9 protein-coding genes and 2 pseudogenes are annotated in these 11,380 nt (G+C 66.7%); 6 read left to right on the top strand and 5 right to left on the bottom strand.

Annotation, left to right across the window (positions count from 1 at the left end):
- Both ACH492_RS39795 and ACH492_RS39790 read left to right on the top strand, forming a co-directional pair.
- Positions 1-530 (top strand): phosphatase PAP2 family protein (locus ACH492_RS39795; RefSeq protein ID WP_398994302.1); only part of this gene is annotated, 530 nt, incomplete at its 5' end.
- 352 nt (positions 531-882) lie between these two features.
- On the top strand, positions 883-2,343 hold the full coding sequence (locus ACH492_RS39790) for an aminotransferase class I/II-fold pyridoxal phosphate-dependent enzyme (protein ID WP_398994300.1): 1,461 nt from the start codon (positions 883-885) through the stop codon (positions 2,341-2,343).
- A 42-nt stretch (positions 2,344-2,385) separates the two neighbouring features.
- On the opposite strand, the gene ACH492_RS39785 is transcribed toward ACH492_RS39790, so the two are convergent.
- A complete protein-coding gene (locus ACH492_RS39785; RefSeq protein ID WP_398994298.1) occupies positions 2,386-2,709 on the bottom strand; it encodes a plasmid stabilization protein in 324 nt (107 codons plus the stop codon).
- Between the two features lie 570 nt (positions 2,710-3,279).
- On the opposite strand from ACH492_RS39785, the gene ACH492_RS39780 reads away from it, so the two are divergent.
- Positions 3,280-3,408 (top strand): hypothetical protein, encoded by a 129-nt coding sequence (locus ACH492_RS39780; RefSeq protein ID WP_398994296.1) that lies wholly within the window; start codon positions 3,280-3,282, stop codon positions 3,406-3,408.
- A gap of 606 nt (positions 3,409-4,014) precedes the next feature.
- On the opposite strand, the gene ACH492_RS39775 is transcribed toward ACH492_RS39780, so the two are convergent.
- Positions 4,015-4,359, bottom strand: a complete 345-nt coding sequence (locus ACH492_RS39775; protein ID WP_398994294.1) for a helix-turn-helix transcriptional regulator — start codon at positions 4,357-4,359, stop codon at positions 4,015-4,017.
- A gap of 83 nt (positions 4,360-4,442) precedes the next feature.
- On the opposite strand from ACH492_RS39775, the gene ACH492_RS39770 reads away from it, so the two are divergent.
- Both ACH492_RS39770 and ACH492_RS39765 read left to right on the top strand, forming a co-directional pair.
- On the top strand, positions 4,443-5,339 hold the full coding sequence (locus ACH492_RS39770) for an anti-sigma factor antagonist (RefSeq protein WP_398994292.1): 897 nt from the start codon (positions 4,443-4,445) through the stop codon (positions 5,337-5,339).
- Between the two features lie 75 nt (positions 5,340-5,414).
- Positions 5,415-5,993 (top strand): annotated as a pseudogene (locus ACH492_RS39765) (transposase family protein); the annotation flags it as partial.
- On the opposite strand, the pseudogene ACH492_RS39760 reads toward ACH492_RS39765, so the two are convergent.
- From ACH492_RS39760 to ACH492_RS39750, 3 genes and pseudogenes are all read right to left on the bottom strand, one after another.
- Positions 5,970-6,760 (bottom strand): annotated as a pseudogene (locus ACH492_RS39760) (FAD-binding oxidoreductase); the annotation flags it as partial. The pseudogenes ACH492_RS39765 and ACH492_RS39760 sit on opposite strands and share 24 nt — an antisense overlap.
- A gap of 96 nt (positions 6,761-6,856) precedes the next feature.
- Complete coding sequence (locus tag ACH492_RS39755; RefSeq protein WP_398994290.1) at positions 6,857-7,816, bottom strand: LLM class F420-dependent oxidoreductase; 960 nt, start codon at positions 7,814-7,816, stop codon at positions 6,857-6,859.
- A 387-nt stretch (positions 7,817-8,203) separates the two neighbouring features.
- Positions 8,204-8,368 carry a hypothetical protein gene (locus ACH492_RS39750; protein WP_398994288.1) on the bottom strand — a complete coding sequence of 55 codons (165 nt, stop codon included), beginning with the start codon at positions 8,366-8,368 and terminating at the stop codon, positions 8,204-8,206.
- Between the two features lie 710 nt (positions 8,369-9,078).
- Here ACH492_RS39750 and ACH492_RS39745 point away from each other — a divergent pair.
- Positions 9,079-9,723, top strand: a complete 645-nt coding sequence (locus tag ACH492_RS39745) for a diguanylate cyclase (protein ID WP_398994286.1) — start codon at positions 9,079-9,081, stop codon at positions 9,721-9,723.
- Positions 9,724-11,380 lie beyond the last annotated feature (1,657 nt).

Below are 11,380 nucleotides of genomic sequence, written 5' to 3'. Positions count from 1 at the left end.
TTCGTCGCCTCGACCGGCAGCTGACGCGTCAGTCCGCCTCCTGGGACTCGGCCTGGGCGCGGCAGGCCGTGACTGCGGTGGAGTGGGCGGCTGGGTGCACCAAGTTGTGGTGGGGCTTGGCGGCCGTGATGATCGCGACCGGGGGCCGCAGCGGAATCAAGGCCGCTGCGGCAGGGCTGCTGAGCATGCTCACCGCGGAGCTTGTGTCGAATGCGGTGGGCAAGCAGATCTCGGAGCGGCGCAGGCCGCCGGAGCAGTTGGTCCCGCACGACGTCGAAGACCGTCCGGACACTTCCTCCTTCCCCTCCGGCCACACCGCCGCCGCCCTAGGCTTCACGGCCGCCGTTGCCTCCTCCTCCCCGGGGTGGGGAGCGGCCGCTGCGGTCCCCACGGCGATCGTGGCCGTCGAACGCGTCCACAGCGGCGCCCACTACCCCAGCGACGTCGTCGGCGGGGCCGCCATCGGTTTGGCCAGCGCTTGGCTCATCCACCGTGCGACTCGACCACTGCTGCGCGGACTGCTGCGGTAGCCCCCAGCTCCTGTCGGCAGCCGACTGAGCCGACCGTGCTCGGTACCCGACGGGAGATCAATCCGTGCACGCACGGAACGGACGACGAGCTCATAGGCGCCCACAAGCCGTCCCCCACAGCGTCCGGACTCGCGAGGTCGCAGGACGTCAGCGATGTGGGAAGGGGCTGACGTCCGCTCCTCCCAGGCCGCGCCTGCCGACTCTGGCCGCAATGGAAGGAAGTCACGACGGCCTCCGGTTGGGCCATACCTGTGGCGCACCTGGGTACTCGCCCGCCAAGGGGCCCTGCTGGGCGCCCTGTTTTGGAAGCGGCGACACCGACGGCGAGACGTGAGGACGGCAAGAAGGACGCATGGATCACTCTCAGGTACCGGTACTGTACGCACTGGAGGAGTTCCGGCGCAGGGGCGACGTCGTGTATGGCCCGCCCGGCCACAAACAAGGTCGCGGAGTAGACCCTCGCGTACTGGCCGTACTCGGCGACGGCCTCTTCCGTTCGGACGTGCTGATGATGAACGGCCTCGACGACCGTCGCCTCTCGCACGGTGTGCTTCGGAAAGCCGAAGAGCTCATGGCCGACGCGGTCCGCGCGGAGCACGCCTTCTTCTCCACGTGCGGCAGTTCCCTTTCGGTCAAGACGGCGATGCTGGCCGCGGCCGGTCCGGGTGAGAAGCTCCTGGTCTCTCGAAACACCCACAAGTCCGTCGTCGCAGCCTTGATCATCAGCGGCGTCGAACCGGTCTGGGTCCACCCGCACTTCGATGCCGAGCGCCACCTGGCACACCCTCCGGAGCCGGACGACGTACGACGAGCGCTGCACGACCATCCCGATGCCAAGGGCATGCTGCTCATCACCCCGACCGACTGGGGCACTTGCGCCGACATCGCGGGTGTTGCCCGGGTGGTCCACGACCGTGACATACCGCTCATCGTCGACGAGGCGTGGGGGGCACATCTACCGTTCCATGACCGGCTGCCGACGTGGGGCATGGACGCCGATGCCGACCTCGTCGTCACGAGCGTGCACAAGATGGGCGGCGCCATCGAGCAGAGTTCGGTCTTTCATCTTCAAGGCGACCGGGTGTCACCGACGCTGCTCAGGCAGCGCGAGGACCTGCTGGGCACCACCAGCTCATCGGCGCTGGTGTACGCCTCTCTCGACGGCTGGCGCCGCCAGATGGTTGAACAGGGAGAGTCTGTGCTGGCGTCGGCGATACAGCGGGCTCACAGGATCCGGAAGGAGATCGCCGACCTGCCCGGCCTGCGGCTACTCGGCACGGAGGTCACCGAGGCGGGCGAGGCAGCTGATCTGGATCCCCTACGGATCACGGTCGACGTCCGTGAGCTGGCCATCAGCGGCATGCAGGCCGCCGAATGGATGCGAACCAACTGCCGCGCCGACCTCGGTGCCTCGGACACGCTCCGGGTCAACGGCCAGATCACGCACGCGGACGACGATGCGACCGAACGTCTCCTCATCGACGCCTTTCACCGGCTCACCGAGACTGCCCACACCATGGAGCGACGACCCGACGTCGCACTACCGCCCCCGAACACCCTCGAACTGGAACAAGCGGTGCTGCCACGCCGGGCCTTCTTCGCGGACGCCGAGCAGGTACCGGCCCGGACGGCGATAGGACGTGTCGCCGCCGAAATCGTCAGCCCGTATCCACCCGGCGTCCCGGTCATTGCCCCTGGCGAAGTGATCAACCAGGAGGTCGTCGACTATCTGCGCAGCGGCGCCCGGGCGGGGATGCTGATCCCCGACGCCGCCGACCCCTCGATGGAAACCATCCGGGTCATGGCTCGCTGACCCTTCGCTGTTCCTGCTTCCATGGCGCGCGTTCGCTTCCTGTCAGCGGCCAAGCTTCTGCTTGAGTTCGGCCTTGTTCATCGAAGAGCGGCCCTGGATGTTGCGCTTCTTGGCCTCCGCGTACAGCTGGTCGTACGTGGGCCCCTCCGAGCCGCTGTGCGAACGCTGCCCGCCCCGCTTCGACGACGACTTGTCCTGCGTCGAAGTCCGGCTCGCCGTCTTCGACTCACCCGAACGGGCCCGCTCCTTGTTCACCGTGCGGGAAGCGATCTCCTTCGCACGCTTGGTGCTCTCACCGCGCTGCTCGGCGCTCTCCTTGATGTGCTCGTACTGGCGTTCCCTCTTGGGACTCGAACCACGAGGCATGTTCCGCTCCTTCACCCAAGTCCAGAGTGGGGATGTCCCCATCACTCTTCGCTGCGGCTACGGAGCCCGCAAACGCGAACTCACGCAACCGGTACCCCCGGGCCCGCCCGCCATGCACGAAAGAACACGAAACACGCAGGTCGGACCAGTTGGGCGAACGCCGGGCATCGAAGCAGAGCCGCGCCCCGCAGGGCGAGGGGCGTGCTGCTGCGGCGCCACGGGGGACGACCGGCTCGGCGAAACACCACGGCGTACTCCGATCACGAGTGCGCCGACGACGAAGACCGGGCGGCGGTCGCATGACGCCGCGCAGCCGGCGGGCAACCGGCGGGGTCGGCCGGTCCAGCGCAACTATCCCGTAGTGGAGGACGCAGCCCGCTACGGTCGCCTTCACGGTCCGAGCCAAGAAGAAGGCCTTCAAGGACGATGTCGGCCGGTTGGCCGACTCCCCCGGCGTGCGGCGCAACGTCGTCAAGCGGCCCGACAGCACCGAGGAACGCTCCTACGGGCCACACCCTCGGAGGCCCCGGCTCAGGCGAAGAGGGCTTCGACGGCGTCCAGTTCAAAGCCATGGTCGACGCCGCCGGCGGAGACGTCGCCGCCGCAGTACACACCTGGCTCACCGCCACCGGACGTCTCGACCCGGACGCAGTCATCGTGGGCCTGGAGATCCGCGCCTGGGAGCCCCGAGAGTACTGAAGATGAGTGGCCAAGTTCTCGGCCAGCCCCCGCCCAGTCGAGTGAGTGCCGCCGATGCCGTTGGCGGCGCTGGTGCGGGGCACGCATAGGGTGCCGGGGGCTTGTCCTCTCAGCGGTGTGGCCGCCGGCTCTGCAGGGAGCGCCGGCGTCTCCCGGGGCCGGAACGGCCTTGACGCGGAATCCCGGTGGAAGAGAATCGTGCGTCGAACCACGCTCCGTCGGAACGTGGGCTCAGAACCAGTGAAGTGTGAGTTCGCCAGTCAGCCGCAGCGCGCCGGCGAAATGGTTACGGTGCATGATCTCGATGAGCTCAGCAGCGTCCACGACATCCGGCTTCTCCTGGTTCCCCGGGTGTCCTGAGCCAGCTCCTCATTCCAGGAGCTCTCGCGCATCCGCTCGCAGCGGGCGACGTCTACGGGCTCGCTCGCGCCGCAGTAGCGTCACCACGCCCGAGCTCATCATCCTCATCATCGCGGTCGCCTCGGAGGTGGGCCGCTTGGCTCCCCGGTCGCGCAGTTCGCCCGGCTACGGTGGCCGCCGCCATTTTTCAGTCCGCTACTGACATGCCCTCCTTCGTTTGGTGCCCCGCCGTGCCAGGCGGTCGGGTCAGCGCCCCTCGTGCGACTCAGTGCCGCGGGCAGCTGCGTGCGCGGCCTCCTGTTTGGCCAGGACTGACAGCAGGTCTGCGACGGTGGCGCCCGTATCTGCCGGATGACGCAGAAGCGTGCCGGGGGCGATGCGGTAGACGTTCGACCGACCGTGCCGGACGTGGGTGAGGTATCCGCCCTCTTCGAGGTCGGCGATGATCTTCTGCACGGCGCGTTCAGTGAGCTGACAGCGGACGGCGATGTCACGGACGCGGATGGTGCGATTCTCAAAGATCGCAGCCAGTACCCGGGCGTGGTTGGTCAGGAACGTCCAGCCTGCATGCGGTTCCGGCGCTCGATCCATGCCCCCACGATAGGACATCTGGTTCGCGCATTCAAAAGGGTGAATTATATTTCGTGTAACGGTTGACGTGAAAGAGGGGTGGGGTGAAGCTGGAAGCCCAGAGACGACGGTATGCGCCGGGAGCTCCCATGCCCCATCACGCGACACTCCCCCGCCCCCGACACGAGGGGCCTTGCACCGAGTGCGGCACCGCCCTCAAGCAATCGCAGACGCCGGTACCTGTGACACTGAGCGTCGACACGGCCGACGACCGGCTTGTCGTGACCGTGTCCGGTGAGCTCGACCTGGAGAGCGACCAGGTACTGCAGCAGACACTGAGCGACGCGCTGGACCACGCTGCGGGCGGCCTGGAACTGGATCTCGCAGGGGTCGACTTCTGTGACTGCTCCGCCCTCAACGCCCTGCTGCGAGTGCGCCACCGCGCCCTCCAGACATCCAAGAGCCTCATCCTGTGTGCCACCAGCCCGGCCGTGGAACGCCTGCTCGACCTGACCAGCACCCTTCCACTCTTCACCACCAGAAATGGGACGGCCGAGCATCTGGCCATCCCATCGAACCCCGCGCACACCAAGGTGGCAGATCCGGCAGATTCCGCCGTAGATGAACAGGCGGCCGATACCGCCACAGCCGGACATCACACGCCGCCCTCGGAACAGCCGCCACAGACAGCAGACTCATCCAGCGACAATCAAGCGGCCGAGATCGCCCAGCTGCGCCGGGCACTTCAGACCCACCCGGCGATCGACATAGCCCGCGGCATCCTCATGGCATCGTTCCAACTGACCATCCAGCAGTCCTGGCAGGTGCTGGTGGCCGCTTCCCAGCGCAGCAACATCAAACTGCACCTGATCGCCGACGCACTCCTGCAGGCCATTGACGGCCAGGCCATGCCCGAACCCCTCGCCGGCCACCTGGCCAGGGCGGTACAGGTACACGGCACCCCCGACACAGTAGAAACCAGCGCACCCAAGCCCCGCTGAAGTACTCACCGCGGGATCTGTGGGTCTGTCAAACGAAGGGCTCTGTCTCACATTCGGTGGTGACGGAGGGTTGTGATGGGCCGTTGGCATGGCGTGCGTGATGTCAACGAGCTTGTAGATGTGGTGTTTTCGGGTCTGTCGCCGCTGGCCATCGAGGATGTGACCGACGAGGCCGAGCGGATTCTGGTGCGGGCACGGACGCCGGAGGAACCGGTGCCGTGTTCGGGTTGCGGCGCGCCGTCCGATCGTGTGCACGGCTTTCACCTGCGGACCGTGGCCGACGTACCGGTGGACGGGCGGCGGGTGGTGGTCCGTGTGCGGGTGCGGCGCCTGGTATGTCCCACGCGCGGCTGCCGCCACACCTTCCGCGAGCAGGTGCCTGGCGTGCTGGAGCGATACCAGCGACGCACAGCCCGTTTGACCAGGCAAGTCAAGGCCGTGGTCAAAGAGTTAGCGGGCCGGGCGGGGGCACGTTTGCTTGCGTTACTCGCGGTGGGCTTGTCGCGTCACACTGCCCTGCGCGCCCTGTTGCGCATCCCGTTGACCGTCGGGCGGGTGCCTCGCGTGATCGGCGTCGACGATTTCGCTCTGCGCCGACGGCACCGCTATGCCACCGTGGTGATCGACGCTGGGACCAGATCCAATTTCGGCGTGCAGGATGGTGACGAGGGTGCCCTCACTGCCGACCAGCGCCCGGGCGAGGTCGAACCCGTTCTCCGGGAGCAGTGAGTCCAGGTTGTATCCGGAAACTCGCCTAGGAATACGAGGAAAGCCACGCCGGACATCGCCCAGATTACGGTCGATGACCTGCCGCAGACCTCGATAGATCTCGGCACGGCGGCCGCCGGCGGCGATGTCGTCGAAGTCTTCATCCGACGTGGGACCGACCCAGCACCGCGTTCCGTCGTAAGTAAGAATCTCCAGCCGCCGTACGTTGTCCACGGTCTTGCCGTATTCCTGGACCGCGGCGCCGCACGCGTTGTTGCCGATCATTCCGCCCACGAGCAGTGGCTGTGCGTGGACGGTTTGGGTCCGAACTTCAGCTGACAGCCGGACAGTTGCCGGTTCAGTTCGTCCAGTACGATGCCCGGCTCCACCACACACGCCTGTCGCGCGGCGTCGACCGACACTACCCGATGGCAGTACTTCGTCCAGTCGATGACGACGGCAGTATTAGTGCACTGACCGCCCAGACTCGTACCGCCACCCCGGGACAGCACAGGCGCACCGAACTCGGCGCACACTGCCACCGCCTCTACGCCGGCCTCGACAGTCCGAGGTATGACTACGCCGATCGGCACCTGCCGGTGGTTCGACCCGTCCGTTGAGTAGGCGCCACGGCTCCCCGCGTCGAACCGCACTTCGCCGTCGACGCGTTTACGGAGCGCGTCCTCCAAAGCCAGGACATCCAACTCGGTCAGGCGGTTCGACGCGTCAGCTCGCTCGCTTTCGTGCGGCGACGGCTCCCGCGTGGTGACCACGCACACACCTCCCCTGCACCTCCCAGTCAGCACTCATCAGCCATCACGCAGCTGCGGCAGGACGCTGGTGCGGTAGAAGTCGAAGAACCCCTGCTGGTCCGGGCCGATCTGGTTGACGTACACCTCGTCGAAGTCGGCTTCCGTATAGGCGCGGACCGCTCGCACATGCTCATCCACGTCGTCACCGCAGACGGCGTTGTCCCGGACCATGTCTTCGGTGACCAGCTCGCACGCCTGCTCGAAGTGTTTCGGCGTCGGCAGGATCTGACCCAGCTCGCCTGGCAGATACGCGTTCGGCCAGAGCCGGTGCACGGTCTTGACCGCCTGATCCCGATCAGTTCCCCAGCAGACCTTCGGGCCGCCGACGACCGGCTTGCGGCCGCCTCCGGCGCTGCGGAACTGCTCCACCAGCTCCCGGTCGGGCGTCATCGTAACGAATCCGTCTCCGATGCGGCCCGCGAGCGTCGCGGCCTGGGGACCGAAGCCCGAGACATAGACGGGTGGCGGCTTATCGGGGAGCGTGTAGATGCGGGCGTTCTCCACGGTGTAGTGCCGGCCCCGGTGGGTGATCTGCTTGCCCGTGAAGAGGTGCCGCATGACATGCACAGCCTCTTCGAGCATCTCCATCCGCAACTCCGCATCGGGCCACGCCTCCCCGAGCACATGCTCATTGAGAGCCTCACCGGTGCCCACTCCGAATCGGAAGCGGCCGCCGGTCAGCACGGCGGACGTGGCCGCTGCCTGCGCGTTGACCGCAGGGTGCATCCGTACGGTCGGGCACGTCACGAGTGTGGTCACGGGCAGCGAGCAGGCCTGGGACAACGCCCCGATCATCGACCAGACGAACGGACTCTGCCCCTGTTCATCGTTCCAGGGGTGGTAGTGATCGGAGATGGCGAGCACTTCGAACCCGGCCTGTTCGGCAGCCTTGGCCTGCGACAAGAGCTCGGCAGGACCGAACTCCTCACACGACAGAAAGTATCCGAATGCGGTCATGACACTCCTTGTCCCGGATGACACAGCAGCGGGTAACCATGGGCAGACGGCTCAAACCGGAGCGGCTCCGCCGGTGGGATGTCGTCATGGCCTTCCGTCGGCACCCGGATCAAGCAGGACCAGTCACCCCCGCCGAGCGCAGCAGCGCGTCGTGCGGCGGCGAGGGGTCCTGTGCAGCGAGGTCCAGTAGCGAGGCGGCGAAACGCCGGTCGGCAGACGGAGGGGATCCAGGGCGGGTGCCTCAGGTGGAACCGTTCACCGGGGCAAGCCTCGTGATCACTCGCAGTGTGCGCCTGCGCCTGTATCCGCTCGCGGCGTCGAGACGAAGTAGACGGAGTGCGCGGGTTCCGTGCCCGGCCCCGCAAACCGCCCGCGACGGTGGAGCGTTCACCGCCGGTGCTCCGCTCGCGGGTGCTCGGGCAGCCGCCGTCTGGTTTCGAAGGTGTACGCCTCCTCGGCAGGAGCCTTGTCGTCGGGGTCGCTCAGCTGCCCGGGCTTCATAAAGCCCTGCGCGACCGGTCCACGCGGCATCCGCTCGGCAGGAAGCACCACCTCGTAGGGTCCGTCCGCTTTGAAGTCCCCCGGCAACACTCTCGCCTGGCCACCTCCGCTCCCTCTTTCCACCGGACGTTCAGGGCTTTCAGGCCTTCGAGGGCGTCCGGTCCATGCGCAACGGCATTGCCGACGCGGAAAACGCAAATCGTCCGGGCCTCTGCGAGCAGCAGGTTGGCGTTTGCCGCAGGCGCCGCGTACTTCCTTACCAGGGGGCCGCCGTTGCTGTCGCTGCAACTTCCTGGGGAGGGCGAGTAAGCGTGTCGGGCTTCAGGATGTCAGCGAGATGCAGGATCTTCGTTTCGGCGGGTGTTTCTCAGGTATCCGGTTCACGAGGGCAGGGACCAGGCAGGCGACGACGCGGGGAGATGGCATGCCAGAATTCGGGTACTTCCTGTCCTGTGAGGAGCACGGACCGGACGAGCTCGACCAGGCCTCAGAACTGGTCACCCGGAACCAGATCGAAGCAGCCCTGCCGTGCGGTGATGGCCCTGACGCACTAGTAGAAGCAATCAGGGAGTACCCGGACGCGGATTTCGACACGGTATACGTCAGTCAGGTCGGCAAGGACCAGCGCGGCTTCTTCGACTTCTACCGCACCCAGATGCTGCCCGGCTCGGCGTCTGAACGACCACATGCAGCGCTGCTCCTCAGGGAGGCCGGAAGGTACAACCTGTTTCCGCTGTTACCACCTTTTCAGGAGGACTTCCATGGCTTTCGCCGAAGCGTCGCTGATGCGCAGATGGCGGCAGTGGCGCAAGGGACGCGATCTGCCTGTTCCCCTTCAATCCACCTCCATCGAGGACACCACCCGCCGCTTTCTCCTGTACGGGGTCATCCCGCTGTGGGTGGTCCCAGCCGTCTCCGACTGGTGGATGCATAAACGGACCAGCATCGAGGACACGAGCGGCGCCAAAGAGTCCGCTGTGCACGCGCTGATGATGACCGAGGCCGGGATCCCCGTCGCGATGGGACTGCTCGCGAAGGTCAACCCGCTGGTCCTCTCCGTCATGGGAGGGGCAGCCCTGGCGCACGGCGCTACCGCCCTGTACGACGTGAGCCTGGCAACGGAGGACCGCGAAGTGCGGCCAGTGGAGCAGCACATTCACAGCTTTCTCGAAGTGCTGCCTCTCTCCGCCATGGCTTTCACAGCCTGTCTCCACGCTGACGAAGTGCGGGCACTGCTCCGTGGTGGCCGCGGGTCGCAGGACTGGAAGCTGCTGCCGAAGGACCGTCCCCTTTCTGCGAAGTACCTTGCCGCCCTTGGCGTCATCATCGGCGCCGGCGTAATCCTGCCTTACGCAGAGGAGATGACCCGCTGCCTGCGCGCCCGGCGAAAGGCAGCGGTGAGGTGATACGAATGGCGGGCAGGTTCACACCTTCCCGGATGCCGCGCCTGCGAGTGATCCCTATCGGTGCCTCTGGGCCCGAAGACATTCTCGTGGATACAGCGGGGCAAGTCCTGAGACTGGCACGGCGGACGGAAGGATTCTTCGGATCACGCTGCCCGGCACGAATACCCGCGGCCGGGTGGAGGAGATAGCCCGGACCGCCACTGGGGCTTGAGGCCTTGCCTGACGGCCGAATGCTCGTGTGCGACGCGGAGCGCGGACTGCTGAGGCTGGCGTCCGAGCCAGGTGCTGCCATCGAAGTGCTCGTGGACTCGTTGGCTGGAGAGCCCTTGCGGTTCTGCAGCAACGCAGCGGCTGCCTCGGACGGCTCCGTCTACTTCCCCGTCTCGAGCGCCAGATACGGTCTGCACGACTGGCGCGCGGACATCGTGGAGAACTCCTCCACGGGTGGGCTTGTGCGTATGAAGCCCAACGGTGAGACTGAAATCCTGCTTGAGGGGCTTCAGTCTCTGCCGACGAGTCGTACATCGCTGTTGCGGAAACGGGAGCTTATCAGCTGACCCGCTTGTGGCTCACCGGTCCCCGCGCGGGACGCACTGACGTCCTCATCGGTGAACTGCCGGGATTCCCCGACAACCTTTCGCGAGGCCCATTTGGGACGATCTGGATCGCCCTGGCTTCGCCACGTGAAGCAGTACTGGACTGGCTCCACCACAGCCCCCCGGCCTGGCGGCACGCGCGGCGACCCATTTGCGTCCCCCACCACGTAGCGCAGCGCGCGCACTCGGAATTGATCAACAAGGCCGCGTTCTATATGACATGCAGCGACGTGCAGCGGGATACCGGATGATCACGAGTGTCTACGAACGCAACCAAGAACTGGTGTTCGGCAGCCTGCTGGAGTCGGGTATCGCCGTATGCCCCATACAGCCAGACCGGCGCGCCGATCAGCCGGCGGACGGGCAGCGGGACCACCCGAGGGGCCGCTGACTGCGCGAGCGCGCCGCTACCGGGTGTGCCTGAGAGGTTCTGCAGCTGCCGATTCGGCAGTTCGCCGGTTGTGGAGGTTGACTGCCTCCTGGCTGCGTGTGCGGCAAGTGGGACGGGAAGGCGCGGCCACAGTTCGGCTCGGCCCCGCTCAAAGGAGCAAGTCATGCCTGCTGGATCCGCCCCAAGCGGGAACGCCGGTGCTCCCTGCTGGGGCGTCTGCTAAACCGGGATTTGCGGGCGGCGCAGGACTTCTACGGCATGAAGCTGTGGTTCGCGGCGTACCTGCCCGGGGCGGGGACGTGGCCCTGGTGCGCTCGCCCCAGTGTTGCGGGGAGCCCGGCCGGTGTTCCGAGGAGGTCGAGCAGCTCTGTGGGTTCGTACCTGGCGGTGAGCAGGCCGCGCTGCTCTCCCACAACGCTGTGACCGGATCGACGGGAGGGCGCTGGTCGACCGGGAACTGTACCTGTCCAAGTCCTGGACCCAGGACCCGGAACGATGCCGGGCGGCGAAGGTCCCCGTCGGACGGGAGTTCGCATCAAACCCGACCGGGCCCAGGCGATGGTCCTGCGTGTCCTGGCCTCCGCGCTGCCCATCGCCTGGGTCACCGCGGATGCCGCCTACGGACAGGAAGGGCGCTTCGGCCGCACGCTGGAGGAAACCGGGATCGGCT

Origin of the sequence: Streptomyces sp. NPDC019443 (assembly GCF_044389785.1) — a bacterium.
Taxonomy (GTDB): Bacteria; Actinomycetota; Actinomycetes; order Streptomycetales; family Streptomycetaceae; genus Streptomyces.
This window is presented reverse-complemented; position numbering and strand designations above follow the sequence as displayed.